The 24296-nt window shown below is 60.1% G+C and carries 25 protein-coding genes; 8 read left to right on the forward strand and 17 right to left on the reverse strand.

Annotated features, from left to right (window positions below):
- Positions 1 to 191 precede the first annotated feature (191 nt).
- Together pabB and ACSSU5_RS01445 are read left to right on the forward strand one after the other, a co-directional pair.
- A complete protein-coding gene (pabB, locus tag ACSSU5_RS01440) occupies positions 192 to 1535 on the forward strand; it encodes an aminodeoxychorismate synthase component I (protein ID WP_492560447.1) in 1344 nt (447 codons plus the stop codon).
- Positions 1536 to 1623: 88 nt separating this feature from the next.
- Positions 1624 to 2358: a phosphoadenylyl-sulfate reductase gene (locus ACSSU5_RS01445; RefSeq protein ID WP_264312602.1), complete on the forward strand. Its 735-nt coding sequence runs from the start codon at positions 1624 to 1626 to the stop codon at positions 2356 to 2358.
- A gap of 52 nt (positions 2359 to 2410) precedes the next feature.
- Here ACSSU5_RS01445 and cysB read toward each other — a convergent pair whose 3' ends face one another.
- The 3 genes from cysB to ACSSU5_RS01460 form a co-directional block, all read right to left on the reverse strand.
- Positions 2411 to 3385 carry an HTH-type transcriptional regulator CysB gene (gene cysB, locus ACSSU5_RS01450; protein WP_027593928.1) on the reverse strand — a complete coding sequence of 325 codons (975 nt, stop codon included), beginning with the start codon at positions 3383 to 3385 and terminating at the stop codon, positions 2411 to 2413.
- 129 nt (positions 3386 to 3514) lie between these two features.
- On the reverse strand, positions 3515 to 4012 hold the full coding sequence (locus ACSSU5_RS01455) for a universal stress protein (protein WP_027593929.1): 498 nt from the start codon (positions 4010 to 4012) through the stop codon (positions 3515 to 3517).
- Positions 4013 to 4116: 104 nt separating this feature from the next.
- Positions 4117 to 5064, reverse strand: coding sequence for a putative 2-dehydropantoate 2-reductase (locus ACSSU5_RS01460; RefSeq protein ID WP_492560448.1), 948 nt, complete (start codon positions 5062 to 5064; stop codon positions 4117 to 4119).
- Between the two features lie 235 nt (positions 5065 to 5299).
- On the opposite strand from ACSSU5_RS01460, the gene ACSSU5_RS01465 reads away from it, so the two are divergent.
- The gene (locus ACSSU5_RS01465) at positions 5300 to 6376 is read left to right on the forward strand and encodes a 3-deoxy-7-phosphoheptulonate synthase (protein WP_492560449.1); all 1077 of its coding nucleotides are present in this window, start codon (positions 5300 to 5302) and stop codon (positions 6374 to 6376) included.
- 46 nt (positions 6377 to 6422) lie between these two features.
- On the opposite strand, the gene ACSSU5_RS01470 is transcribed toward ACSSU5_RS01465, so the two are convergent.
- On the reverse strand, positions 6423 to 6704 hold the full coding sequence (locus ACSSU5_RS01470) for a GNAT family N-acetyltransferase (protein WP_025338432.1): 282 nt from the start codon (positions 6702 to 6704) through the stop codon (positions 6423 to 6425).
- A gap of 505 nt (positions 6705 to 7209) precedes the next feature.
- On the opposite strand from ACSSU5_RS01470, the gene oprI reads away from it, so the two are divergent.
- Positions 7210 to 7461, forward strand: coding sequence for an outer membrane lipoprotei OprI (gene oprI, locus ACSSU5_RS01475; RefSeq protein ID WP_003259780.1), 252 nt, complete (start codon positions 7210 to 7212; stop codon positions 7459 to 7461).
- A 123-nt stretch (positions 7462 to 7584) separates the two neighbouring features.
- Here the strand turns inward: oprI and ACSSU5_RS01480 are convergent, their stop codons facing one another.
- The 3 genes from ACSSU5_RS01480 to ACSSU5_RS01490 all read right to left on the reverse strand — a co-directional run bounded on the left by ACSSU5_RS01480 (position 7585) and on the right by ACSSU5_RS01490 (position 9627).
- Positions 7585 to 8562: a L,D-transpeptidase family protein gene (locus tag ACSSU5_RS01480; RefSeq protein ID WP_264312600.1), complete on the reverse strand. Its 978-nt coding sequence runs from the start codon at positions 8560 to 8562 to the stop codon at positions 7585 to 7587.
- A gap of 119 nt (positions 8563 to 8681) precedes the next feature.
- The gene (locus ACSSU5_RS01485) at positions 8682 to 8963 is read right to left on the reverse strand and encodes a hypothetical protein (RefSeq protein WP_264312599.1); all 282 of its coding nucleotides are present in this window, start codon (positions 8961 to 8963) and stop codon (positions 8682 to 8684) included.
- A gap of 58 nt (positions 8964 to 9021) precedes the next feature.
- Positions 9022 to 9627, reverse strand: coding sequence for an arylesterase (locus ACSSU5_RS01490; protein WP_264312598.1), 606 nt, complete (start codon positions 9625 to 9627; stop codon positions 9022 to 9024).
- A 10-nt stretch (positions 9628 to 9637) separates the two neighbouring features.
- On the opposite strand from ACSSU5_RS01490, the gene ACSSU5_RS01495 reads away from it, so the two are divergent.
- Both ACSSU5_RS01495 and ACSSU5_RS01500 read left to right on the forward strand, forming a co-directional pair.
- Entirely contained in the window at positions 9638 to 10321 is a 684-nt protein-coding gene (locus ACSSU5_RS01495) for an ABC transporter ATP-binding protein (protein ID WP_492560450.1), read from the forward strand.
- A gap of 5 nt (positions 10322 to 10326) precedes the next feature.
- On the forward strand, positions 10327 to 12834 hold the full coding sequence (locus tag ACSSU5_RS01500; protein ID WP_264312597.1) for an ABC transporter permease: 2508 nt from the start codon (positions 10327 to 10329) through the stop codon (positions 12832 to 12834).
- 70 nt (positions 12835 to 12904) lie between these two features.
- On the opposite strand, the gene ACSSU5_RS01505 is transcribed toward ACSSU5_RS01500, so the two are convergent.
- The 8 genes from ACSSU5_RS01505 to ACSSU5_RS01540 form a co-directional block, all read right to left on the reverse strand.
- Positions 12905 to 14173 carry a malic enzyme-like NAD(P)-binding protein gene (locus ACSSU5_RS01505; RefSeq protein WP_492560451.1) on the reverse strand — a complete coding sequence of 423 codons (1269 nt, stop codon included), beginning with the start codon at positions 14171 to 14173 and terminating at the stop codon, positions 12905 to 12907.
- Positions 14174 to 14302: 129 nt separating this feature from the next.
- Complete coding sequence (locus ACSSU5_RS01510) at positions 14303 to 14632, reverse strand: hypothetical protein (RefSeq protein ID WP_264312595.1); 330 nt, start codon at positions 14630 to 14632, stop codon at positions 14303 to 14305.
- Positions 14633 to 14657: 25 nt separating this feature from the next.
- Entirely contained in the window at positions 14658 to 16019 is a 1362-nt protein-coding gene (locus tag ACSSU5_RS01515) for a dihydroorotase (protein ID WP_492560452.1), read from the reverse strand.
- Positions 16016 to 17272 (reverse strand): Zn-dependent hydrolase, encoded by a 1257-nt coding sequence (locus ACSSU5_RS01520; protein WP_492560453.1) that lies wholly within the window; start codon positions 17270 to 17272, stop codon positions 16016 to 16018. The genes ACSSU5_RS01515 and ACSSU5_RS01520 overlap by 4 nt, the downstream gene beginning before the upstream one ends.
- Positions 17269 to 18204 carry a dihydroorotate dehydrogenase gene (locus ACSSU5_RS01525; protein ID WP_264312592.1) on the reverse strand — a complete coding sequence of 312 codons (936 nt, stop codon included), beginning with the start codon at positions 18202 to 18204 and terminating at the stop codon, positions 17269 to 17271. The genes ACSSU5_RS01520 and ACSSU5_RS01525 overlap by 4 nt, the downstream gene beginning before the upstream one ends.
- The gene (locus ACSSU5_RS01530; protein ID WP_492560454.1) at positions 18204 to 19034 is read right to left on the reverse strand and encodes a dihydroorotate dehydrogenase electron transfer subunit; all 831 of its coding nucleotides are present in this window, start codon (positions 19032 to 19034) and stop codon (positions 18204 to 18206) included. The genes ACSSU5_RS01525 and ACSSU5_RS01530 overlap by 1 nt, the downstream gene beginning before the upstream one ends.
- 186 nt (positions 19035 to 19220) lie before the next feature.
- Positions 19221 to 20456 carry an MFS transporter gene (locus ACSSU5_RS01535; protein WP_264312590.1) on the reverse strand — a complete coding sequence of 412 codons (1236 nt, stop codon included), beginning with the start codon at positions 20454 to 20456 and terminating at the stop codon, positions 19221 to 19223.
- Between the two features lie 165 nt (positions 20457 to 20621).
- Complete coding sequence (locus tag ACSSU5_RS01540; RefSeq protein WP_492560455.1) at positions 20622 to 21476, reverse strand: hypothetical protein; 855 nt, start codon at positions 21474 to 21476, stop codon at positions 20622 to 20624.
- A gap of 302 nt (positions 21477 to 21778) precedes the next feature.
- On the opposite strand from ACSSU5_RS01540, the gene ACSSU5_RS01545 reads away from it, so the two are divergent.
- Entirely contained in the window at positions 21779 to 22654 is an 876-nt protein-coding gene (locus ACSSU5_RS01545) for a helix-turn-helix domain-containing protein (protein ID WP_264312588.1), read from the forward strand.
- An 81-nt stretch (positions 22655 to 22735) separates the two neighbouring features.
- Positions 22736 to 23239, forward strand: coding sequence for a transcription elongation factor GreB (greB, locus tag ACSSU5_RS01550; protein ID WP_492560456.1), 504 nt, complete (start codon positions 22736 to 22738; stop codon positions 23237 to 23239).
- Positions 23240 to 23333: 94 nt separating this feature from the next.
- On the opposite strand, the gene ACSSU5_RS01555 is transcribed toward greB, so the two are convergent.
- The gene (locus ACSSU5_RS01555; RefSeq protein WP_264312586.1) at positions 23334 to 23651 is read right to left on the reverse strand and encodes a hypothetical protein; all 318 of its coding nucleotides are present in this window, start codon (positions 23649 to 23651) and stop codon (positions 23334 to 23336) included.
- Between the two features lie 207 nt (positions 23652 to 23858).
- The gene (locus ACSSU5_RS01560; protein ID WP_264312585.1) at positions 23859 to 24296 is read right to left on the reverse strand and encodes a DoxX family protein; all 438 of its coding nucleotides are present in this window, start codon (positions 24294 to 24296) and stop codon (positions 23859 to 23861) included.

Raw genomic sequence — 24296 nt, forward strand, 5'->3', positions numbered from 1 at the left:
AGCCCGCCCCCACAGGTACAGCGTGCACCTTGAGCGCAACACCGTATCTGTGGGAGCGGGCTTGCCCCGCGAATGGGCTGCAAAGCAGCCCTCGGCCTCAACACAACGTTTGAATGTCGTTCCAGCGCTAGGCGCATTTCCTACACAGGTCTACAATCGCCCTCCTCGCTTTTACATCGCCGTCCACACTGATGCCGACCTGTACGCTCCACCCTCTGCCCTACCAGCCCGACCCTGCCGCCTATTTCGCCCGCCTGCGCCAGGCGCCCGGGGCGATCCTGCTCGACAGCGCCCGCCCCGGTGCCGAACGCGGCCGCTTCGACCTGCTCAGCGCCTGGCCCGTGCAACACCTGCACGCCCACGCAGACGAGGACGGCCGCGCCTTCCTCAAACGCCTGCGAGCCGGGCTGGCGCAACTCGGCCACGCCGACGTGCCCGATGGGATGGCGCTGCCGTTTGCCGGCGGCCTGATCGGCTACCTCAGTTACGACTTCGGCCGACGCCTGGAACAGCTGCCAAGCCTGGCGGTCGATGACCTGGGCCTACCCGATGCGCAGCTTGGCCTGTACAACTGGGCATTGGTAACCGACCACACGCTGGCAACCAGCCAGCTGGTGTTCCACCCAAGCCTGGCAAGCGATGAGCGCGAGCGCCTGATCGCCCTGTTCGAAACGCCCGACTACGCCAGTCATGGCGACTTCCACTTGCTGACCGCCATGACCGGTGACCTGAAACCCGAGCACTACCAGGCGGCGTTCGACCAGGTGCAACGCTACATCCAGGCCGGCGATTGCTACCAGATCAACCTGACCCAGCGCTTCCGCGCGCCCTGCCAGGGCGACCCCTGGCGCGCCTATCAGGCCCTGCGCAAGGCGTGCCCGACACCGTTCTCTGGCTACCAGCAACTGGCCGATGGCAGCGCACTACTGAGCTTCTCGCCAGAGCGCTTCATCCGCGTCAGCCAAGGGCTGGTCGAGACCCGCCCAATCAAGGGCACCCGGCCGCGCTCAAGCAACCCCGACGAAGATGCCCGCAATGCCGAAGAGCTGCTGCACAGCCCCAAGGACCGCTCGGAAAACCTGATGATCGTCGACCTGCTGCGCAACGACCTGGGCCGCACCTGCCAGACTGGCTCGGTCAAGGTGCCAGAGCTGTTCAGCCTGGAAAGCTACCCCAACGTTCATCACCTGGTCAGCAGCATCACCGGGCAACTGGCCACCGACAAAGATGCCCTGGACCTGATCGGCGACAGCTTCCCCGGTGGCTCGATCACCGGCGCGCCGAAAATCCGCGCCATGCAGATCATCGATGAGCTGGAGCCCACCCGCCGCGCCTTGTATTGCGGCTCGCTGCTGTATGTCGACGTACGTGGCGAAATGGACAGCTCCATCGCCATTCGCAGCCTGCTGATCAAGGATGGGCAGGCCAGTTGCTGGGGCGGCGGCGCGGTAGTGGCGGACTCGAACTGGCAGGCAGAGTATGAAGAATCGATCGCCAAGGTGCGGGTCTTGATGGAGACCTTGCAGCAGCTCTGATTCGGCGCCAGGCGTCTAAACCAACATTTTTTGTTACCATCACACCATTACGAGCGCACAGCGCCACAGCCAAGATGGAAACCGCCTGATGAGCCAAGCCTTTGACGTCGCCGCCCTCGCCGCGACCTATGCCAACAAGTCCCCGCAAGACATCCTCAAACTCGCCTTCGAGCACTTCGGCGACGACCTGTGGATCTCTTTCAGCGGCGCCGAGGACGTGGTGCTGGTCGACATGGCCTGGAAGCTGAACAAGCAGGTCAAGGTCTTCAGCCTCGATACCGGGCGCCTGCATCCGGAGACTTACCGGTTCATCGACCAGGTCCGCGAACAGTACAACCTGCCGATCGAAATCCTCAGCCCCGATCGCAGCAAGCTCGACCCCTTCGTCAAGGAAAAGGGCCTGTTCAGCTTCTACAAGGACGGCCATGGCGAGTGCTGCGGCATCCGCAAGATCGAGCCACTGCGCCGCAAACTGTCCACGGTAAGCGCCTGGGCCACTGGCCAGCGCCGCGACCAGAGCCCAGGCACCCGTAGCCAGGTGGCGGCACTGGAAATCGACAGCGCCTTCTCCACCCCCGAGCGTACCCTGTACAAGTTCAACCCGCTGGCACAGATGAGCAGCGAAGAAGTCTGGGGCTACATTCGCATGCTCGAGTTACCGTACAACAGCCTGCACGAGCGCGGCTTCATCAGCATCGGTTGCGAGCCATGCACACGCCCGGTGCTGCCGAATCAGCACGAGCGCGAAGGCCGCTGGTGGTGGGAAGAGTCAACCCAGAAGGAATGCGGCCTGCACGCCGGCAACCTGATCAGCAAGGGCTGATCGACAAACAAAAAAACCGGCCCAAGGGCCGGTTTTTTTATGCGCGAACGGCTCAGTGCACCGGCAGCTCGACGCCCTCGAACAGCTCTTCGAGTTCCTGCTTGTTATGGCACTGAATGGCTTTTGCCATCACTTCACGGGTCAGGTGCGGGGCAAACTTCTCGATGAAGTCGCACATGAAACCGCGCAGGAAGGTGCCACGGCGGAAGCCGATCTTGGTGATGCTGGCCTCGAACAACTCGCTGGCATCCAAGGCCACCAGGTCACTGTCGAGCTTGGTATCGACCGCCATCTTGGCCACGATACCCACGCCCAGCCCCAGGCGCACATAAGTCTTGATCACGTCAGCATCCGCCGCAGTGAACACCACCTTCGGCGTCAGGCCGCGGTGGTTGAAGGCCTCGTCCAGCTTCGAACGGCCAGTGAAACCAAACACGTAGGTGACGATGGGGTATTCGGCGACCGCTTCCAGGGTCAGTTTCGGCAGCTTGGTCAGCGGGTGGCCCTGCGGCACCACCACGCAACGGTTCCACTTGTAGCACGGCATCATGATCAGGTCGCCGAACAGCTCCAGTGCCTCGGTGGCAATGGCGAAGTCGACAGTGCCATCAGCGGCCATCTCGGCAATTTGCATCGGCGACCCCTGGTGCATGTGCAAGGCCACTTCCGGGTACTGCTTGATGAAACTGCTGATCACCGGCGGCAGCGCATAGCGCGCCTGAGTATGGGTAGTGGCGATGGACAGGGTGCCCTTCTTCTCGTTGGAGAATTCCTGGGCGATCTGCTTGATGCTCTCGACCTTGCGCAGGATCTCGCCAGCGGTATTGATGATACGTTCACCTGCCGGGGTGACGCGGGTCAGGTGCTTGCCGCTGCGGGCAAAGACTTCAACACCCAGCTCATCTTCGAGCAGGCGGATCTGCTTGCTGATACCTGGCTGGGAGGTATACAGGCTCTGCGCCGTCGCGGAGACGTTGAGGTCGTGGTGCGCCACTTCCCAGATGTAGCGCAGTTGTTGAAGCTTCATAGGTTTCCCTCGGTTCAGCGGAGAGTCAGCGGCAGCAGGCAGCGACGATATATAACTATATTAGTGGTTCTGGAAATAAATCTAGAACTATTTTGTTACACGCGCCCCAGTAATAGCCTACAGCCAGCTTCACGTTTTCCTACGCCCCAGATGCTGTGCAAGCGGCACCATATACACCGGCACAGGCGATAGCTGCAGCAACCGCACTGCCGTTCGCCCAAGCGGTACATCAACGCCCGCACCTGCGCTGTGGCTTCCGAAAATCAACAGATCGACGCTCAAGCGCTGCGCCTGGTCGAGGATCACCTGGGCAGGGTCACCCTGGCGCACACGTACTGCCTTGATCACCGCCAGGTCCGCCTCCTCACCCAGTTCATCGCGAAAGTTTTCAAGTACACGTTGTTCAATATTGGCCATGACCGTGTTGACGCCCTGGCTGTGCAACTGGTCCAGCGTCTGTTCATCCAGATAGCTTTGCAGGAGCGATTCGGCAAACTGCCCCATGGGTTCCACCGCGTGGATCACATACAGCTCTGCATTGAACGTCCGCGCCAAGGCCAAGGCGTGCTGCATGACAAAAGGGGCGTAGACACCGAGGTCGGTGGCGTACAGCATGGAGCGGATCATTCGACCTCCTCGACTGCCGCTGCGGCAGAGCAAGCTTCAGCTTAGCAGCGCGCCGCACGCACGCTTTGCCGTCCGGCGTGCTGCCAGCGCGGGCTGTGGGGCCTTCAGGTGGGGCGAGTCGCACGGTCGATGAACGACAGCGCCTGATGCAGCATCTCCATGCGCGGCAAGCTGCAACCTGCCGCCCGAGCCTGCGCCAACGGCTCGCCATAGATGGCATGAAACTCCAGCGGGCGCTGCTGGGCGTGATCGTGGTACATGCTTGGCCAGTAGTCGGGCATCCGCTCGGTAATCTGGAACAAATGCTCGGCATACCCCTCGGGCAGCACATGCCCACAGGCAGCGGCACCCTCTACCACCTCCGCCATCAAGGCCTGGATCAGTGCCCGGCTGTGCGGGTCGGCCATCAACGGCGTGGTGCTGGCGCCAAGCAACACCGAAAGCCCGTTATAAGGCACGTTCCACACAAGCTTCTGCCAACGCGCCTGCTCCAGGTTAGCCATGGCCCGCGACTCGATCCCCGCCGCCTGGAACAGCTCCGCCCCCTCCTGCACCAGCGCAACGCCGCCATCGCCGGCAGGCCCGCTGTGATAGCCGAGATTGACTGCGCCCAGTGCCTGATGCCGAATAACACCGGGCGCCTGGCGGTTGACGCAAATGAAGCACAAGCCGCCAAGCAGGTGCATGTCATCGCGCAATGCCGGACGCAACTGCGCCTCCACCCCCAGGCCATTCTGCAACAGCACCACCCGCGCATCGGGCGCGGCAGCCTGCACGATCAACGGCGCCAACTGGTCGTTACTGGTGGCTTTGGCCCCCACCAGCAACCAGTCGCATTGCGGCATGTCGGCAGCACTGGCATACGCCTGTACCTTCATCCGCAACGCGCCGTGCACAGCACTTTCAAGCACCAGTCCCTGATCGCGCACCACGTCATACTCACTGCGCAGGAGAAAATGCACATCGAAACCGGCCCGCGCCAGCATCAATCCATAAAAGCCACCGATTGCACCACTGCCGATGATACCGATACGGGGTTTGCGCGGATGCATGCCAATCTCCAGGTAAATGTCAGTGGGCTTTTTTACACCGGTTCGTGCCCCCTGCGCACCCCAATTGCGCCACAGCACCGCCAGCGTAGGGAAAATCCCTGGGTTGACGGGGTCAAGCCCATTGTCGCGCCCCCCTGTAACGCGCTAAGGTTCGGCTCCCCGCTGCGAACATTCTTGCTGCTGGGCCGCACGGGGATTGCTGGCGGCCGGCACCCGTGACCTGACGAGTAACACGATGGCTGATTTACCGATCGACGACTTAAACGTTGCCTCCAACGAGACCCTGATCACCCCCGATCAGCTCAAGAAGGAAATCCCCCTCAGCGCCAAGGCCCTGCAGACCGTGACTGCCGGCCGCGAAGTGGTGCGCAATATTCTCGACGGCAAGGACCATCGCCTGTTCGTCGTGGTCGGCCCCTGCTCCATCCACGATATCAAGGCTGCCCACGAGTACGCCGAACGCCTGAAGGTATTGGCGGCGGAGGTGTCCGACACCCTGTACCTGGTCATGCGCGTGTACTTCGAGAAACCGCGCACCACCATTGGCTGGAAAGGCCTGATCAACGACCCGTACCTGGATGACTCGTTCAAGATTCAGGATGGCCTGCACATCGGTCGCCAACTGCTGCTGGACCTGGCTGAAATGGGCCTGCCGACAGCCACCGAAGCACTCGACCCGATTTCCCCGCAGTACCTGCAGGACCTGATCAGCTGGTCGGCGATTGGCGCCCGTACCACCGAATCCCAGACCCACCGGGAAATGGCTTCGGGCCTGTCTTCGGCAGTCGGTTTCAAGAACGGCACCGATGGCGGCCTGACCGTTGCGATCAACGCCCTGCAGTCGGTATCCAAACCGCACCGCTTCCTCGGCATCAACCAGGAAGGCGGCGTATCCATCGTCACCACCAAGGGTAACCCTTACGGTCACGTGGTACTGCGCGGCGGCAATGGCAAGCCGAACTACGATTCGGTCAGCGTCGCGCTGTGCGAACAGGACCTGGCCAAGGCCAAGATCAAGGCCAACATCATGGTCGACTGCAGCCACGCCAACTCCAACAAGGACCCGGCCCTGCAGCCACTGGTGATGGAAAACGTCGCCAACCAGATCCTTGAAGGCAACCAGTCGATCATTGGCCTGATGGTCGAGAGCCATCTGAACTGGGGCTGCCAGTCGATCCCCAAAGACCTGAACGAACTGCAATATGGTGTTTCGGTGACCGACGCCTGCATCGACTGGTCCGCCACCGAGAAGACCCTGCGCAGCATGCACGCCAAGCTCAAGGATGTACTGCCGCAGCGCCAGCGCGGCTGAAGAGCAATAAAAAAGGGGCCGCGAACGGCCCCTTCTTTTTAGTCGATCAAACCTTGCTCGAGTGACGCTGCTGACGCTCCATGTAGCGTTCTACATAAGAGCACGACGGGATCACCGTGTAGCCCATCTGCTCGGCATACTCCAGGGCCCGCTCGGTCAGTGCTGCGGCAATACCACGCCCGCGCAGGGCGTTAGGCACGAAGGTGCGATAGATGTCCAGCGTCTGCTTGCCCAGATCCATGTACGTCAGATAGGCACGATGACCGTCCACGTTGGTCTCGAACTGATGACCGGCCTGGTCATGGTGGATGGTCAGCGCTTCGCTCATCACTACTCCTCGCAGGTCTTCTCGGCAGACCCATACCTTAACCGATGGTGGTTTATCCGGCACAGAATCCTCTACGCCACCTGTTGCCCCTTGGACCGCAAGGCGATTGCAAACGTTCTGCCTCCGGCACTCACAAGATAGTAGGCGCGGCACGCAGGATTGCTCAAGGTGGCAGCGGTTAAAATTGGCGAGAACCGTGGTTCAACCGACTCTTCCCGGTACGCCAACAGCCGCCGGATGTTCTAGGCCTTAAGACGCTCAAGGACAGTCAAAGTCACCGTTAGTTCAACAAAAAAGTTTCAGCACTACAATCGCTTGCGCTCCCTGTACGTTTTTTTCACAAACGCGTCGCAATTCTTGTCGGCGTGACCTGGAGCAACATTTTTTTTGCAGTTCTTGCGCTCAGTCAGTTTACTTACTACAAGTAATGGGTACTATGTACGCCGGCCAGTTTCTCTTTTCCGAGAGATGGCTCTTTAATAGAAAGTCCTTGAAGGGGAACACGATGAACAACGTTCTGAAATTCTCTGCTCTGGCTCTGGCCGCAGTTCTGGCTACCGGTTGCAGCAGCGTATCCAAAGAAACCGAAGCTCGTCTGACTGCGACTGAAGACGCAGCAGCTCGCGCTCAAGCTCGTGCTGACGAAGCCTACCGTAAGGCTGACGACGCACTGGCAGCCGCTCAGAAGGCTCAGCAGACCGCTGACGAAGCCAACGAGCGCGCTCTGCGTATGCTGGACAAAGCCAGCCGCAAGTAATAGTCCTCACGGATTGTTATGAAGCCGACCCACTTGTGGGTCGGCTTTTTTATTGCCGCTCAACAGGCAGCGCACAAACGAAAAGGCCTGCACTACGGCAGGCCCTGGGCAGCTCGCAAACCCTTATTGCAGTTCGGGCGGGATGCTCGTAACCATCGGTGCGGTACCCTGATTTTCGACCGGCACGGCAATCTCGACGGGCATGCCATCTTCAGCAGCGACCACATCACGCACCATGTCCCAGTTCATCCGCAGGTTGTTCGCCAGGTCTTCACGCTTGAGCAAGGCATTGATGACCGCCGTGTGTTTATCCACCACTGACGGGTTGCCCTGATCGTCCAGCGGAGTGTGCGCTTCGAGATAGACCTTGCCGGCACTGATGCCGAACTTGTAAGGCTCGTTGATGATGCGCACCGGTGTACCGACCGGGACCATCTTCGAAAGCTCCAGTACGTTGTTGTTGAGCATGCGGAAGCAACCATGACTGGTACGCATGCCAATGCCGAACTTCTTGTTCGAACCGTGGATCAGGTAACCCGGTACACCCAGCGTGAACTTGAAAGGCCCCAACGGGTTGTCGGGCCCCGCCGGTACCACTGTCGGCAGGATGTCGCCATCGGCGGCGTGCTCTGCACGGATGGAGGCCGGCGGCGTCCAGGTCGGGTTCGGGGTCTTGGCGGTGATCTTGGTGTTGGCAATCGGCGACCCCCACCCTTCACGACCGATGCCCAACGGGTAGGTATGCACCACGTTCTGCCCTTTCGGGAAGTAGTACAGGCGGTATTCGGCAAGGTTGATGACGACGCCTTCGCGCGGGCCTGGCGGCAGCACATAGCGGGTCGGCAGGATGATCTCGGTACCGGCGCCGGGCAACCAGGGGTCGACGCCCGGGTTGGCGGCGATCATTTCCAGGTAGCCGAGGTCGTTGGCAGTGCCAATGTCGGCGAACGTGTCCTCGTACTTAGCCTTGATCACCTGCACCTGGCCGACGATGTCTTCACCGGGGGGTGGCAGTGGCAGTTCCAGCGCAGCAGCGGGGCCCGCTACCAGCAGGGTGGCCAGGGACAGGCTACGGGTGACGGCAGGAAAGCGCGGCAACATCCGGTAAATCCTTCGAAAGGTGGGTCAAGAGGATCGATTGTACACCCGCCTCGATGCAAGCGGGAGGCATTGGCATCATGCAAGCGTTTCAGATGATGAAAGGTGTGTCAGGTTACGCGTCAAAGCTGCGGCCACACCGGGCGCATGCCGCGCCGCTGTGCGTCTAGAATGGCGCGGCAAAGCGTGCACAGCCGGTTGTCCCGGTAGATCGAGCGTTGCACACCCGACCACCGCGGCTGTGCGGGCAGCAGGCCGCCGCACAGGGTACGGTCGACCGGCACGCCCAGCTCAAGCTGGCGAGCCGCCAGGTGGACGCGGATTTCCTGGCAGGCAAACAGGTCGAGCTGTTCGTCAGGCTCGATCAGTTGGTAGGCATAAAGGGACCAGGCAGGGCGCGGCATCGGGGGCTCTCGAAACGGGGGGCGCAACCTTAGCCGAAAGCCGGCCCCGTTTAAAGCGTCACAGCAAGGGTTTTATCGCCGGCCAGGCATTTTCCAACAAGCGCTGCTGGGCACCTTGCGTCGGGTGGATGCCATCGGCCTGCATCAACTCCGGCACACCCCCTACGCCCTCCAGGAAAAACGGCACCAACGGTACCTGTTTTTCCACCGCCAACTGCTCATACACCTGGGCGAACGCCGTGGTGTAACGCACGCCATAGTTGGGCGGCAGGCGCATCCCAAGCAGCAGCACCTTGGCGCCAGCTTGCCGGGCACGCTCGATCATCGAAGCAAGATTTTGTTGCAATTGCTCCGGCGGCTGCCCGCGCAGCCCATCATTCCCCCCCAACTCCAGCACCACCACTGCCGGTTTGTGCGCTGCAAGCAGCGCCGGTAGCCGCGCCTGCCCCCCTGCACTGGTGTCGCCGCTGATCGAGGCATTGACCACCTGATCATCGAAACCTTCGTCCTTGAGCCGGGTCTGCAACAAAGAGACCCACCCTTGGCGGCTATCCAGGCCAAAACCGGCGCTGATACTATCGCCCACCACCAGCACCGTTCCCGCCGTGGCGCTCTGGGCCAGGCAACACAAGGCCAGACCGGCACTCAACCACCACATTCGCATTGGATTCTCCATGGGCCCCAGCATTCTCGTTGCGCAGAACCTTAGCAAAGTGGTCCCCAGCGCGGAAGGCGACCTGACCATCCTCCACGCACTTTCCCTAGACCTCGCCCAGGGCGACAGCCTGGCCATCGTCGGCGCTTCGGGCTCGGGCAAGTCGACCCTGCTCGGCCTGCTTGCCGGCCTCGACCGGCCCAGCGCCGGCAAGGTCATCCTCGCCGGGCACGACCTGGGGCCATTGGACGAGGACCAGCGCGCCCGCGTGCGCGCCGAGCATGTCGGGTTCGTGTTCCAGTCGTTCCAACTGCTCGACAGCCTCAATGCCCTGGAGAACGTCATGCTGCCACTTGAGCTGGACGGCCGTCGCGATGCCCGCGAGCACGCCCGCACCCTGCTCGAACGGGTCGGCCTGGGCAAGCGCCTGAGCCACACGCCGCGCCAGTTGTCCGGCGGCGAGCAGCAACGGGTGGCCATCGCCCGCGCCTTCGCCGCGCATCCTGCCGTGCTGTTCGCCGACGAGCCCACCGGCAACCTGGACAGCCATACCGGCGAGCGCATCAGCGACCTGTTGTTCGAATTGAACAAGGAACGCGGCACGACCCTGGTGCTGGTCACCCATGACGAACGCCTGGCCAGACGCTGCCGACGCCTGATCCGCCTGGACGCCGGGCGCCTGGTGGCCCCGGTGGAGGTCTAAGCCCGATGACCAGCATGCCCTTCTCCCGACTGTGCGGCCTGGCGCTACGCCAATTGCTGCGCGACATCCGCGCCAGCGAAGTGCGCGTGCTGTTCTTCGCCCTGCTGGTGGCCGTTGCCGCCAGCACCGCCATCGGTTACTTCGGTGCCCGCCTCAACGGCGCCATGCAGCTGCGCGCCAGCGAGTTCCTCGGCGCCGACCTGGTGCTGCAAGGCAGCTCGCCGGCCCGCGACGAGCAGATCACTGCCGGCACATCACTCGGCTTGCGCCACGCACAGGTGGTCGAGTTCACCAGTGTGGTGGGCGGCGATAGCGGTATCCAGCTGTCCAGCGTCAAGGCAGCCGACGGTGCCTACCCCTTGCGCGGCCAGGTACGCAGCGCCGCAGCACCCTATGCCGAGGAAGCCCCCGGTGGCGGCCCGGCACCAGGCGAGGCCTGGGTCGAACCGAGGCTGCTGGCCGCACTGGGGCTGTCGATCGGCGACAGCATCGATGTGGGCATGAAAACCTTGCGCATGAGCCGCGTGCTGACCTACGAGCCGGACCGCGCCAATAACTTCTATAGCCTCACCCCGCGGGTGATGATGAACCTGGCGGACCTGCAGGCGACCGGGGTAATCCAGCCCGGTAGCCGGGTGTCCTACCGCGACCTGTGGCGCGGCGACGTCGAAGCGCTGGCCCAGTATCGCCAGGCCGTGGAGAAAGACCTGGCAGCCAGCCAGCGACTGCGCGACACCCGCGACGGCAACCAGCAGATCGGTGGCGCCCTGAGCAAGGCCGAGCGCTATCTGAACATGGCAAGCCTGGTGGCGGTACTGCTGGCCGGCGTCGCCGTGGCCATGTCGGCCAGCCGCTACGCCGCCCGACGCCTGGATGCCAGTGCGCTACTTCGCTGCCTGGGCCTCTCCCGTCGGCAGGCACTGGGCCTGTACTGCCTACAACTGGCCATGCTTGGCCTGGTGGCCGCCGTGGCAGGCGCCCTGCTCGGCTGGCTGGCGCAATTGGGCCTGTTCCGCTTGTTGCACGGCCTGCTGCCGAGCGTGGTACCACCAGGCGGAATCGTACCGGCGCTGGCCGGCATCGGCACTGGGCTGGTGGCCCTGGCCGGTTTCGCCCTGCCGCCAATTGCCGCCCTCGGCCAGGTGCCCCCGCTACGGGTGCTACGCCGTGACCTGCTGCCCGTGCCGCCCAGCAGTTGGCTGGTGTATGGCGCCGCCCTGCTGACCCTGGGCCTGATCATGTGGCGCCTGAGCCTCGACCTGCTGCTGACCTTTGCATTGCTGGGCGGCGGCCTGGTCGCCGCGGTGGTACTTGGCGGCCTGCTGCTACTGGGCCTGCGTAGCCTGCGCCAATTGTTGGTCGGCGCACCACTGGCCTGGCGCCTCGGGCTGGGGCAACTGTTGCGCCATCCCTTGGCGGCTGCGGGCCAGGCCCTGGCTTTTGGCCTGATCCTGCTGGCCATGGCGCTGGTGGCGCTACTGCGCGCCGAACTGCTCGACACCTGGCAAGCGCAACTACCCAAGGACGCCCCCAACCACTTTGCCCTGAATATCCTGCCGGATGATCGCGAGCCCTTCGCCCAACGCCTGCAGCAGGTCAACGCAAGCTCCGCACCGCTTTATCCAGTGACACCCGGCCGCCTGATCCAGATAAACCAGCAGCCGGTGCAGCAAATCGTCAGCAAGGACTCCGCAGGCGAGCGGGCCGTGCAACGCGACCTCAGCCTGACCTGGGCCGCCGAGCTGCCCGATGGCAACCAACTGACGGCAGGCAACTGGTGGCAAGCCCTGCCTTCGGGCAACGAGATCCCCGGTGTATCGGTGGAGACGGAGTTGGCCACCAGCCTGAAGCTGCAACTGGGCGATCTGCTCACCTTCGACATTGGCGGCCAGCAACGCCAGGCCCGGGTCAGCAGCCTGCGCAGCGTGCATTGGGACAGTTTCCAGCCGAATTTCTACATGATCTTCCAGCCTGGAACCCTGCAAGGGTTGCCAACGACTTACCTCACCAGCTTCTACCTCGCCCCGGGCCATGACCTGGATGTGGTCGCCCTGTCGCGGGCTTTCCCGGCGGTGACCATCTTGCAAGTAGACGCTTTGCTTGATCAGCTGCGCAGCATCCTCGCCCAAGTCACCCTGGCGGTCGAATACGTGCTGTTGTTTGTCCTGGCGGCAGGGTTAGCGGTGCTGTTCGCGGGCTTGCAGGCAACGCTGGACGAACGGATTCGCCAAGGCGCCCTGCTGCGCGCACTGGGCGCGGCGCGGCCATTGCTGGTCAAGGCACGGCGTATCGAGTTCGGCCTGCTGGGTGCCGCCAGCGGGCTGCTTGCGGCACTGGGTTGCGAACTGATCACGCTGGTGTTGTACCGCTATGCCTTCGACCTGCAGTGGACCCCACACCCGTGGCTGCTCGTGCTACCGCTGGCAGGGGCAGTGCTGGTGGGTGGCGCAGGGGTGCTCGGCACAAGGCGGGCGCTCAATGCCAGCCCGTTGACGGTGTTACGGGAGGGGTGAAAAGCCGTGCAGAAAAAAGGCGCCGGCGATAACGCAGGCGCCCTTGGCGCAAGTACTGGAAAGTCGAGATTTACAGGCCGTCGAACACCTCAGAAACGGATGAGAGCGGGTAATGCGTTGGGTACGGGAGGGTGGCCACACCCGACTCAATCGCAGCGCGTGCTACCGCATCGGCCACCACGGTGATCAGACGAGCATCCAGCGGCTTCGGAATGATGTACTCACGGCCGAATTCCAAGCCCTCGACGCCGTAGGCTTCGCAGACTTCCTTCGGCACTGGCAGTTTGGCCAGGTCTTTCAAGGCAATGGCGGCGGCAATCTTCATTTCTTCGTTGATGCGCTTGGCGCGAACATCCAGGGCGCCACGGAAGATGAACGGGAACCCCAGCACGTTGTTGACCTGGTTCGGGTAGTCGGAACGACCGGTGGCCATGATCACATCGTTACGGGTGGCATGAGCCAGCTCTGGGGCGATTTCCGGATCGGGGTTCGAGCAGGCGAACACGATCGGGTTGGCCGCCATCGACTTCAGGCCTTCTGCGCTCAGCAGGTTCGGGCCCGACAGGCCAACGAACACGTCGGCACCGTTCAGGGCATCAGCCAGGGTACGCTTGTCGGTCGCCTGCGCGAATTGGGCCTTGTACCGGTTCAGGTCGTCGCGACCAGCGTGAATCACGCCGCTGCGGTCGACCATGAGGATATTGATAGCGCTCGCGCCCATGCTGATCAGCAGCTTCATGCACGAGATGGCGGCAGCGCCGGCCCCCAGGCAGACGATCTTGGCGTCTTCCAGCTTCTTGCCGGCAATTTCCAGGGCGTTGATCATGCCGGCGGCGGTGACGATCGCGGTGCCGTGCTGGTCATCGTGGAAGACCGGGATGTCGCACTGCTCGATCAGGGTGCGTTCGATCTCGAAGCACTCTGGGGCCTTGATGTCTTCGAGGTTGATGCCACCGAAGGTGATCGAAATGCGGCGAACGGTGTCGATGAAAGCTTGCGGGCTTTGTGACTCGACTTCGATGTCGAACACGTCGATGCCAGCGAAACGCTTGAACAGAACACCCTTGCCTTCCATGACCGGTTTCGAGGCCAGTGGGCCAAGGTCACCCAGGCCCAGGATGGCGGTGCCATCGGAAATCACCGCGACCAGGTTGCCCTTGCCGGTGTACGAGTAGGCCAGCTCAGGCTCACGGGCAATTTCGCGCACGGGTTCGGCAACACCCGGGCTGTAGGCTAAAGAGAGGTCGCGGGCGGTGGCGGTAGGCTTCGAGAGCTCTACGCTGAGTTTCCCAGGACGTGGCTGGGCATGGTATTCGAGAGCATCGTTTTTGAGACTCATTGCGGCATCCTACAAGGGTCTGGCCCCGAGCTTACGGCTGGGCGGACTTGTTTTTATCAGGTATTGCCGCGCAAGGATGTTACGGGTGTGCGTGGCACCCCTTTCATCCTTACGCAGCGAACGAGGCGCTTAAAAAATTCGATCGCTTTTTGCGTAGTCTTCAACCACGTCTATCAACGCCTGGTGAACAACAGTGTGGTCTTGGGTGGCCAACGCCATGTCCAGCTTATTCATGTATTCCAGCAACTGGCGGTGGTTACGCCTGGCGAAATCAACCTCCAGTGCTTGGTCCTCATAAATGAGTACGTAGGTTCGGCAGAACCCGGCAATCAAGAACGCTGCACAGGCTTGGAAGGGCTCATTCTGGATGATGGTTTCGCAGTGCGTGTTGGCGTGCTTGAACGAGTCGGTGCCAGGGAGAGCGGCGGCGAAACGTTGCACCATTTCTGAAAAGTTCATACTTACCTAAACCTCTTGTTGGGCACTAAGCACGCTCAGCGCGGGCGGTGAAAGAAAGGCGCTGGCCACGTACCGAACCGTCTACCGCTGCCCCATCCCACACTCGTTCGCCATTCACAAAGGTGGCGACGATGCTCGAAGAAAATGCGGTGTCATCGAAAGGCGTCCAGCCGCACTTGGAAAGCACCTCATCGTTGGTCACGTAGTGCGGACGCTGAGGATCAACAAGAACCAGGTCAGCTGCGTAGCCTTCGCGCAGATAGCCGCGGCGGCTCACCTGGAACAGTTCAGCCGGCGCATGACTCACGACTTCAACCAGTCGTTCGAGGGTCAGCTCGCCTTGGAATACACGCTCCAAGGCGCTTTGCAGTGCATACTGGACGAGCGGAATGCCTGATGGCGCCTGGCTGTAATTGCCTTGCTTCTCGTCAAGCAGATGCGGCGCGTGGTCTGTAGCCAAAACGTCGAGGCGGCCTTCAGCCAGCGCCTTCACGATGGCATCTCGGTCATGCGCAGACTTGATGGCCGGGTTGCACTTGATCAAAAAGCCCAGTCGGTCATAGTCGTGATCGGTGAAGTGTAGGAAATGCACACAGGTCTCAGCGGTAATGCGCTTGCCTGCGATTGGCCCTGGTTCAAACAGCTCAAGCTCCTCTGCGGTGGAGATGTGCAGCACATGGAGTCGAGTACCGTGCTTGCGTGCCAACTCAATGGCCAGACGAGTAGATTTGATGCATGCCTCGCGTGAACGAATCAGCGGGTGTTCACGGGCTGGAATGTCGTCGCCGAAGCGCGCTTTGGCTTTCTCCAACGCCGCGTTGATCATTGGCGTATCTTCACAGTGCGTGATGATCGGCACCGGGCAGACACGGAAGATCTCGTTCAACACTGCTGGGTTGTCGACCAGCATGTTGCCGGTCGATGCCCCCATGAACACCTTCAAACCTGGCGTGCTGGCCGGATCAATCTCACGAATCGCTTCCAGGTTGTCGTTGCTTGCGCCCATGTAGAAGGCGTAGTTCACGACACTCGACTCAGCAGCAATAGCGTACTTCGCTTCCAGGCTTGCACGATCCAGCGCGGCGGGCTTGGTATTGGGCATTTCCATGAAGCTGGTGATACCACCCGCTGCACAGGCCCGAGACTCACTGGCGATGTCAGCCTTATGGGTCAGGCCAGGCTCCCGGAAGTGCACTTGATCATCGATCATCCCCGGCAGCAGCCACAGGCCAGTCGCGTCGATCAGTGCCTCTCCAGGCCGCTGTTCGAAGGCTTCGCCGATGGCATCGATGCGACCATTTCGCACTCGAAGATCCCCGACCCAACTGCGTCCTTCGTTGACCAAAGTTGCATTACGGATCAGCCAAGCGTTATCTCGCACGGTCATGGTTTCAGCTCCAATGTAGACAGATACAGCACCTGCGTCGCCGCCAGGAAATCGTCCAACCCCATTGCTTCATGAGGGTTGTGAGACCCATGCTGATTACGGATGAAGATCATTGCGCTAGGGATGCCGACGTTCGCGAAAACCGCTGCGTCATGACCAGCACCGCTAGGGATGAGCACGCCTTTCCAGCCTTTCTCACGGGCGTGTCGAACGAGAACGTCTGTCCAGGGGGCATGCATAGCTGCGGGGGCCGTATCGATTCGCTTGTCGAATTCGAAGCGAACCTGGCGAGACGCTTCGATTGCTTTGGTCTCGGCCAGCGCCGCCGCATAAAACGCCTCAAGCGTTTCATGATGCAGGCTGCGCATTTCGAGGCTGAAGCTGACTTCGCCGGGGATGCGCGAGACAGCGTGGTGGGCGGCATTGGTTCCGAGAGTACCGACGGTAACCACCAGATCGCGTTCGGCCGCGATGAATGCTCTCCACAGCTCGTCGATTCGAGCAACGAGCTCACTCACGGCAAACACGGCGTCGTGGCGGTCTTCGCGAGCGACAGCACCTGAGTGGCCGTCTTCACCCAGGCAACGGACCTGGTTATGACGGACATTCCCGCGGATGCCGGGAACGACACCCAGGGCTTCCCCCATACGCTCCAGCGACTCGGCTTGCTCAATGTGGATTTCGAGGTAGCCGGCAAACTGCGAGCGATCGATAAGCCACTCTTGGCGCCGAATGGCCTCAAGATCTGCACCCGCCGCCTCCATCGCTTCAGCAAGCGTACGTTTACTGAAGCGGTTGGTCAGGCGAAGGTCCTGATCAGTCAGCCCGCCAAGCAGCGCTCGCGACCCGATGTACGACTTGCCGTACCAGGCGCTCTCTTCGCCCCGCAGGCCAATGACGCGAATGGGTTGCGCCGTTTCTACTTTTTCCTGGTCCAGTCGGCACAGGCAAAGCAGACCTGCGACAACGCCGGCCAGTCCATCGTAATTGCCGCCTTGGGGGACTGAATCAAGATGCGAGCCGTACCACAAAGCAGGCTGACCATTGTCGCTTTTGCGTTTGAAGATCACATTGCCAGCGCGGTCAGGCACCACATCAAGACCCTGCGTCAAAGCGAAATCGGTCAGGTAAGCAATGGTGTCGTTTTCGCCCGGGCCATAGCTTTCCCGAGTGATGCCTTCGTGGGCATCGCGGGACAGCGATGCGACATCGTTGAACAGCTTTTCGGCCTGCTCACGCCATTGGGCAGTCATGGCAGTGCTCCGAACGGTTCTGCGGGCGAGTCATCCAGAGCCCCGATCAGCGCGCTAATAGAAGAAACACCTTTACGCTGACAGAAGGCCGCCAACTCACCCACCATCGTGTTCATGGTCTTGGGGTGAAGGAAGGTTGCCGTCCCCACCTGGACAGCCGATGCGCCGGCATAGATGAATTCCAACGCATCATCAGCCGTGGAGATGCCGCCGCAGCCAATGACCGGGATTTCCAGAGCCTGAGCGCATTGGTAGGTCAAGCGAACCATCAGCGGTCGAATAGCCGCCCCCGAGATACCTCCCATGAAATTCCCGAGCCTTGCACGACCCTGCTCGATATCGATGCAGAGCCCGAGCAACGTATTACCCACCACCACGGCATCTGCACCGGCGTCTTGCGCAGCCCGTGCAACCGAAACGACGTCTCCAGCGTTAGGGGTCAGCTTGACCCACAGCGGGAGCGAGGTGACCTGGCGCATCAGTGCGACTACGTTTCGGGTACTTTCAGCCTGCATGCCAAACGACTGGCCATGAGCCTCCAAGTTAGGGCAAGAGATGTTTGCTTCGATACCTGCTACACCAGGCACATCACTCAGCCGGGCAGCTAGCTCGGCAAAGCCTTGAGCCGTTGGGGCCGAGATGCTCACGATCAGCGGCGAATCGAAATCCCGGTAGAACGGAACGACCTTGTCAATGAACAGATCAGCACCCTTACTTGGGATGCCGATCGCGTTCATCATCCCGTCCGCCAACTCACAGACGCGTGGCATCGGGTTTCCGGTTCGCTTTTCTGATGTGATGGTCTTGGTGACCAGGGCACCGAGCTGGTTGAAATCCAGCAGGTGAGTCAGCTCCTCTGCGAAGGTGCCCGACGCTGGCATTACCGGGTTTTTCAGGCGCAGTCCGCCGACTTGTACGCTGAGATCAATCATCACACCACCTCCGCCAGGTCAAACACCGGGCCTTCAAGACACACCCGCTTCCCCACCATCAGCCCATCGACCTCGAACACTTCGACGCAGCACTGACACATGCCCAGACCGCAGACCATCTGCTGTTCAAGTGCCACTTGGCCTACCAAGCCAAGCTCGGCGCTGAGTTTCTTGAGCAGACGGGTCAGCCGCTTCGAACCGCAGGTAAAGAGCGCGTTGGTTTTCTCTCGCGCGATGATTTGTCTCAGCAGCGGCTCCAGTTGCTCTGGTGCGCTGCTGCCGTTTTCGTCCAGCACTGCCTGTACATCAGCGCCGAGCGAGGCGAATCGGTCACGTGAAAGCAGGCTTTTCTCACTGCGGGCACTCAGCACGGCGGTCAGTCGGATACCCATCTGATGCGCAGCCTCAGCCAGTGGTGCGAGCGTGGCTAAGCCAACACCGCGAGCCACGATGATCATGTGCCCCCAGGAAGGGTCCAGCTCGAAACCCTTACCCAGTGGCCCCAGAATCTCCAACGTCTGCGATTTGCGGAGCGTTTCCAGACCGTAAGTGCCTTTGCCTGTCACCTTGTACAAGAACTCGACTTGGCCATTGCTGGGGTCAGCCTTGTAGGTGCTCATCGGTCGACGGAAGTACGGCTTGTTCTCCCCTTCGTTTGGGCACAGCAGGTTGAAGAACTGCCCCGGCAGCGACTGGCATGCAGCGCCGTCGGCTTGAAGCACTAGGCGCTTGTACTCATCGTTGACCCATTCGTTGGAGATGACGACTGCCAACGTGTCGTTAGGTGGGGTGATGGCAGTGGCCTGGCAGCAACCGGAAATCACATTCATTTAAGTGGCCTCGCATTTGTCTAATTTTTTATACAGCACGGTCAATAGAAATTGCCGCCTCGACGTAGAGGCGGCAGATAAAGCGATTTTCCAGGGATTACCTGGGGTTAATGTACTGAAGCCAAACCGCCATGTCTAATTTTTGATACAAATAAGACAAGCCATCCTGATAGTCGGCTTCGATAGTTAAGCCGGCTGAGGCTTTTTCAGCTGTTCGCTTTGACAGGCAGGAAGCAGAAAGACCGTAGCGGCCATCGCCACAACGTAAAGCGACGAGAGCAGCATGATCGCGGCAGAGAACGAGTAATGGAGCGCCACAGCCCCCACCACCAGAGGACCGAAGCCGCCTGCGGCCCGTCCAATGTTAAAGAGTACGTTCTGCGCTGTGGCCCGAATCTGCGCCGGGTAGAGGTCTGAAATCAAAGCGCCATAGCCGCCGATCATGCCGTTTACGAAAACCCCCATGAGTGCGCCGGCGAACAGCATCACCGTCGGGTTATCAAGGTTTGCATAGGCGATGACCATTAAGGCTGCACCGGCTTGGTAAAGGAGGAACATCTTTTTGCGGCCGAAGCGGTCCGCCAGCTGACCAAACAACCAGATCCCAAATGCCATGCCCACCACCGTTACTGCAGTCCAGGTACCAGACGCCATGAGCGAGAAGCCGAATTTTTTGGACAGGTAGCTGGGCATCCAGATCATCAGGCCGTAGTAGCCAAAGTTCTGTACCGAAGTCAGTACCATCACCCCGATACTGGCCTTGGTGGTCTGCCGATCTTTGAACAGGTCAGTGAATCGCCGGGCAAATGGAACAGGATCAGCCGCAGCCTTCACGAACTCAGCCGGCTCACTCATCGTGTGGCGGACAATGAGCGAAACGAAAGCAGGCAGCAAGCCGACCAGGAACATGCCACGCCAGCCGATGTAAGGCAGAAGCAATGGGGTGAGAAGAGCAGCGGCAAGAACACCCGCTTGCCATCCCATGCCCACGTACGAAGACGCTCGGTTGCGCCGGTGAGCTGGCCAGGTCTCAGCAATCAGCGCCATGCCAATGCCGAATTCACCTCCCAATCCGAAACCTGCGAGGGTTCTATAAATCAACAAGTCCCAATAGCCTTGGGCGACCGCACAGAGACCGGTGAAAATAGAAAAGGTAAGGATACACAAGGTCAGCATTCGAACCCGGCCGTAGCGATCGCTCAGTTGGCCGAAAATCAGTCCACCTGCCACCGCTCCCAGCAACGTCCAGGTCACCAGCGAGCCCGCCTCCGATGAGGTCAGCGCAAGGCCGATGGTGATCGCAGGCAGCATGAATCCGAGAATCAGTAAGTCGAAGCCGTCCATGGCATAACCCGTCACGCTCGCAATCAACGCTTTGTGCGGTGACGCATCCTTTTTTTGAACCTTGTCAGACGAAGCCATCGTGCCTACCTCTTGTTTTTTGTATTGTTTTTTAGACGCCCCAGCGCCTTTGATCGCCAGGGACTACGCCTGCCGGTCCTTCAAAGGGCTTTCTTCAGGGTACAGCTAGTGCGTGAGACTGTCTAAATATTTAGATTATTCAGTCATACCAAAGCGATATAAGCATTAAAGGTGCCATTCCAGGTTGATGGAAAGCGCGTCCACATCGATACCCTCCCCCTTTCGATTGCCGAACTTGTTACGCCAGTATTCGTATCCTGGCCCGATCCAGAACACGTTTTTCCGTGCCCCGACCAGCTGTCCTGCATCGATCATCAAGGACGTACGCATCAGTTGCTCATCAGCGGTGGGGTTGCTCCGGTAGTCATCACCTTTCTCGGTGTTGTAGCTGTAAAAGCCCTGGAATTTCATCGGCACGCTGCCGACCGCAAACGGGACACCCCACGTCAGGTTCAACTGATAGAACGGATCGAACAGCATCGATGAGTGGTTGCCAGGTAAGTCACAGATGTCGAGGCCGCAGTGGTTCCATTCCCGTGCGTAGTAAAGGCTGAGGTCGAGAAAACCCGCCGGCAGTGCGAACTTGAGCGTTGGACCGATCACCACCATTCGCTTGCGCGACTGGAACGCGTTGTTCTTGGTGTTCCAATCCAACCCCATGGTCAACGCAACATCCCTAACCGGGCCGAAGGCTAGAGGTTTATCGAAAATCCGGCCGTACTGCAGTTGATTGCGGTAGGTCAGATAAATCTCGGTGGCGCCACTGTCGCTGTCCTTTTTGGGGTCATTGTGATCCGACTTGAACACGTCCAGGTTCGCAAATTGCTGGCCCAATGCGTAGGTGCTGACATGGGTGAGCTGGGCAATGTGCTTCGCCACGTCCTTCTTCTTGCCAGGGTCTGAGAAATGGCTGCTGTAGCGATATCCGATGAAGGTGTCGCTGAAGGCTGGGGGTTGGCCTGCCATGACAACGGGGGTCAAAAAAAACGCGAACACGGGCACGCCGATGCTGGTCTTCATTACCGAAGCTCCAATCAGGTTGTTGGGTTACGAATGGGCAGAAGAATGTTGCCTAGCTGTAAGGTTCGATGACCAAAGCCAAGCAATCAGGCAAGGAAGTGCTACAACAGGGTGCGAGCTGGGTTCTATGACACATACCCGCAGAACGGCGCGAAGTGGGTTGGGTAGACATGAGCCGGCCTTTTTTGTATTTTTTAGACGAACAACCTTGCCTGTCTAAATATTGATACACTTGCAGCATGGCTTCGTCAAGCCGATCTGGTCGGACACGCGCACTCACCCAAAAATGATAAGGATTCTCAGTGAACCAGATTGATTACGAAGCGATCGGCGAGCGTCTTCGGGCATTTCGAATAGGCCGCCAGCTGAACGCCGATCAGGTCGCAGAGAAGCTCGGCATCTCGCGTGCCGCCGTCTACCGTCTTGAGCTCGGCAAAATCGTAAAGCTCGAAACGCTGGAACGCTTGGCAGAACTGTTGAAAGTGTCGCTAACTAGCCTGCTTGGCTCTGACACGGAATACTTCGACAATGCGTTGGGGTACTTCGAGCGCATGCGGCAGCTTGAAGCCAGGTCCAGCAGTATCATCTCCTACTTCGACCCGTTCTCGTACCTGCTGACAACGCCGGGGTATTCTGAGCTGTTCAAAACGATGCTCTACGAAGCCAGGCCTCAGGGTTTCAGTGCTGCGCAAGCGGCAATGGAGGACCAGATACTGAGTATTCTCGACGAACGGAAATCCACCTTTTCCCGACAAAAATTCCAAGTAAAGTCCATCGTCAGCTTGCGCCAGATCGAACGCTATCTGCACATTGGCTTGGTAGGCCGTTTGGATTTGCCGCCTAGCGTGCGAATGGAGCGAGCGCTGCTGGCACGACGAGAAATCGAGAACCTGATCAGTGTTGTGGATTCGAACAGCGATCATCCAAATATTTATCTGATCGATGAAGCACTGCCCAGCGCCACATTCCAGATCTTCGAACAGCCCACCACGCGCTACGTGGCGGTCAGTCCCTACCGCCTAGGCGAACTGCCTAATCTCCATGTGGGCATTGCCAGCGTGACCTCCTCGGCTCAAGCGGTAGACATGTACAAATCGATGTCCACCGATTTGCTGAGCCGCGCCTACTCAGGGCGTGATGCCACACAAAAACTTCAGCAACTGCTGGCAAAGCTGTGAGGGGTAAATGATCTTCCTGACGCTGTGCATGGCGCAAGCCCGTGCATTGTGACCAGACATTGAATCGATAACAGGCAAAGCATGGCTACTAATCTGATTACTGAAGCTGGCTATCAATCCTTGAAAGATGAGCTGGATTGGCTGTGGCGTGAAGAGCGACCGGAGATTACTAGAAAAGTAACCTGGGCTGCGTCTTTGGGCGACCGAAGTGAAAATGCGGACTATCAGTACAACAAAAAAAGGCTAAGGGAAATAGATCGCCGTGTACGGTACCTCCGCAAGCGGATCGAAGACCTTCGTGTCGTGCCTTACTCCCCCACTCAAGAAGGTAAGATTTTCTTTGGGGCCTGGGTAACTATTGTCAACGAGGCAGATGAGAGCAAGAAATTCCGCATTGTAGGCGGCGATGAAATTTACGATAGAAACGATTTTATTTCTATCGACTCACCCATGGCACGTGCGTGCATTGGCAAGGTAGTAGGGGATGAGATTGTGGTACGTACGCCAACGGGCGATGCCTTTTGGGAAATCACCGCAATTGAATACAGTGCGGTGGAAGACACCCCCCGATTCTCAAAACCCTGAAACGCCTCCAAACCAGCCACCGCCACGTCAAGCTTCAGACTGCAGCGATGGCCGATACTGAAAAGCACATGGGTTGCGCACAATAGCGTTCGCCTCAGCGGCGGGTAATCAGGCCTTGACGAGCGATGCGGGTGAGGTGGCCAATGACTTCAGCAGCCTCGGCCGAGGCCGGGGCCTGGATCACTGCCAGATCGAAACGGTCGTTGCCGTACTGCGCGAGATGGCAGCAGGCTTCGGTGAACTGAATAAGAAAGGCACGCGCCTGGCCCTTGCGACGTGAAAGGCCTTCGAGATGACGCAAAAGGGTGGGCTGATGCTGGCCACCGAGCAGGATGCGCGGTGTGCGTGAAGCCTGGCTGGCAGGCAACGGGCTTAAGCAGACACTAGTACGTGGGCTACGTGGGCAACTCATGGTGCTTCTCTCCGCCTCGCGAATCCCGCTGGGCAGCGGTGGGAGGCGTCACCGAACCAGCGCTTTAGCGGTATTTCGGATGACCTGGAGGGGCCTCTCCTGCGCCCCGCAAGTAGCTGTTTAAATCGGCGCAGTCGGTATGCTAGAGCTACACGCGCAAAGATTCAAGCCTCAAGCTGCACGTTGCAGCTTGAGGCCAAGCGCTTGTCAGCGGGCGATCAGGCGGTCGAGGGAGAAGCGGCCCGCACCTTCGATCATCACGGCCAGGGTGCCGGCCAGCAGGGCCAAGGCAAACTCATAGCCATTGTTGGACATGAACAGGCCATTGCCGATGTGCACCGAGAAGATCGCCACCACCAAGGTCACCGACAGTGCCAGGGCGGCCGGGCGAGCCAGCAGTCCGATCACCAGGGCCAGTCCGCCGAAGAACTCGGCACTGCCGGACAGCAAGGCCATCAGGTAACCCGGTGCCAGCCCGATGCTTTCCATCCACTGGCCGGTGCCCTCCAGGCCATAGCCGCCAAACAGGCCGAACAGCTTCTGCGCGCCATGCGCCATGAAGATGAGGCCGACCAGGATACGGATCACGCTGAGGCCAGCGCCTGCACGGGTAGCGATTACTGCGTTGAGGGTGGTGGTGTTCAT

It is taken from the genome of Pseudomonas sp. E1MeOHC2 (assembly GCF_058745025.1).

Excerpts from the sequence above, each read along its gene's own strand:
- pabB (WP_492560447.1), top strand. The coding sequence starts at position 192 with ATGCCGACCTGTACGCTCCACCCTCTGCCCTACCAGCCCGACCCTGCC.
- ACSSU5_RS01445 (WP_264312602.1), top strand. The coding sequence starts at position 1,624 with ATGAGCCAAGCCTTTGACGTCGCCGCCCTCGCCGCGACCTATGCCAAC.
- cysB (WP_027593928.1), bottom strand. The coding sequence starts at position 3,385 with ATGAAGCTTCAACAACTGCGCTACATCTGGGAAGTGGCGCACCACGAC.
- ACSSU5_RS01455 (WP_027593929.1), bottom strand. The coding sequence starts at position 4,012 with ATGATCCGCTCCATGCTGTACGCCACCGACCTCGGTGTCTACGCCCCT.
- ACSSU5_RS01460 (WP_492560448.1), bottom strand. The coding sequence starts at position 5,064 with ATGCATCCGCGCAAACCCCGTATCGGTATCATCGGCAGTGGTGCAATC.
- ACSSU5_RS01465 (WP_492560449.1), top strand. The coding sequence starts at position 5,300 with ATGGCTGATTTACCGATCGACGACTTAAACGTTGCCTCCAACGAGACC.
- ACSSU5_RS01470 (WP_025338432.1), bottom strand. The coding sequence starts at position 6,704 with ATGAGCGAAGCGCTGACCATCCACCATGACCAGGCCGGTCATCAGTTC.
- oprI (WP_003259780.1), top strand. The coding sequence starts at position 7,210 with ATGAACAACGTTCTGAAATTCTCTGCTCTGGCTCTGGCCGCAGTTCTG.
- ACSSU5_RS01480 (WP_264312600.1), bottom strand. The coding sequence starts at position 8,562 with ATGTTGCCGCGCTTTCCTGCCGTCACCCGTAGCCTGTCCCTGGCCACC.
- ACSSU5_RS01485 (WP_264312599.1), bottom strand. The coding sequence starts at position 8,963 with ATGCCGCGCCCTGCCTGGTCCCTTTATGCCTACCAACTGATCGAGCCT.
- ACSSU5_RS01490 (WP_264312598.1), bottom strand. The coding sequence starts at position 9,627 with ATGCGAATGTGGTGGTTGAGTGCCGGTCTGGCCTTGTGTTGCCTGGCC.
- ACSSU5_RS01495 (WP_492560450.1), top strand. The coding sequence starts at position 9,638 with ATGGGCCCCAGCATTCTCGTTGCGCAGAACCTTAGCAAAGTGGTCCCC.
- ACSSU5_RS01500 (WP_264312597.1), top strand. The coding sequence starts at position 10,327 with ATGACCAGCATGCCCTTCTCCCGACTGTGCGGCCTGGCGCTACGCCAA.
- ACSSU5_RS01505 (WP_492560451.1), bottom strand. The coding sequence starts at position 14,173 with ATGAGTCTCAAAAACGATGCTCTCGAATACCATGCCCAGCCACGTCCT.
- ACSSU5_RS01510 (WP_264312595.1), bottom strand. The coding sequence starts at position 14,632 with ATGAACTTTTCAGAAATGGTGCAACGTTTCGCCGCCGCTCTCCCTGGC.
- ACSSU5_RS01515 (WP_492560452.1), bottom strand. The coding sequence starts at position 16,019 with ATGACCGTGCGAGATAACGCTTGGCTGATCCGTAATGCAACTTTGGTC.
- ACSSU5_RS01520 (WP_492560453.1), bottom strand. The coding sequence starts at position 17,272 with ATGACTGCCCAATGGCGTGAGCAGGCCGAAAAGCTGTTCAACGATGTC.
- ACSSU5_RS01525 (WP_264312592.1), bottom strand. The coding sequence starts at position 18,204 with ATGATTGATCTCAGCGTACAAGTCGGCGGACTGCGCCTGAAAAACCCG.
- ACSSU5_RS01530 (WP_492560454.1), bottom strand. The coding sequence starts at position 19,034 with ATGAATGTGATTTCCGGTTGCTGCCAGGCCACTGCCATCACCCCACCT.
- ACSSU5_RS01535 (WP_264312590.1), bottom strand. The coding sequence starts at position 20,456 with ATGGCTTCGTCTGACAAGGTTCAAAAAAAGGATGCGTCACCGCACAAA.
- ACSSU5_RS01540 (WP_492560455.1), bottom strand. The coding sequence starts at position 21,476 with ATGAAGACCAGCATCGGCGTGCCCGTGTTCGCGTTTTTTTTGACCCCC.
- greB (WP_492560456.1), top strand. The coding sequence starts at position 22,736 with ATGGCTACTAATCTGATTACTGAAGCTGGCTATCAATCCTTGAAAGAT.
- ACSSU5_RS01555 (WP_264312586.1), bottom strand. The coding sequence starts at position 23,651 with ATGAGTTGCCCACGTAGCCCACGTACTAGTGTCTGCTTAAGCCCGTTG.
- ACSSU5_RS01560 (WP_264312585.1), bottom strand. The coding sequence starts at position 24,296 with ATGAACACCACCACCCTCAACGCAGTAATCGCTACCCGTGCAGGCGCT.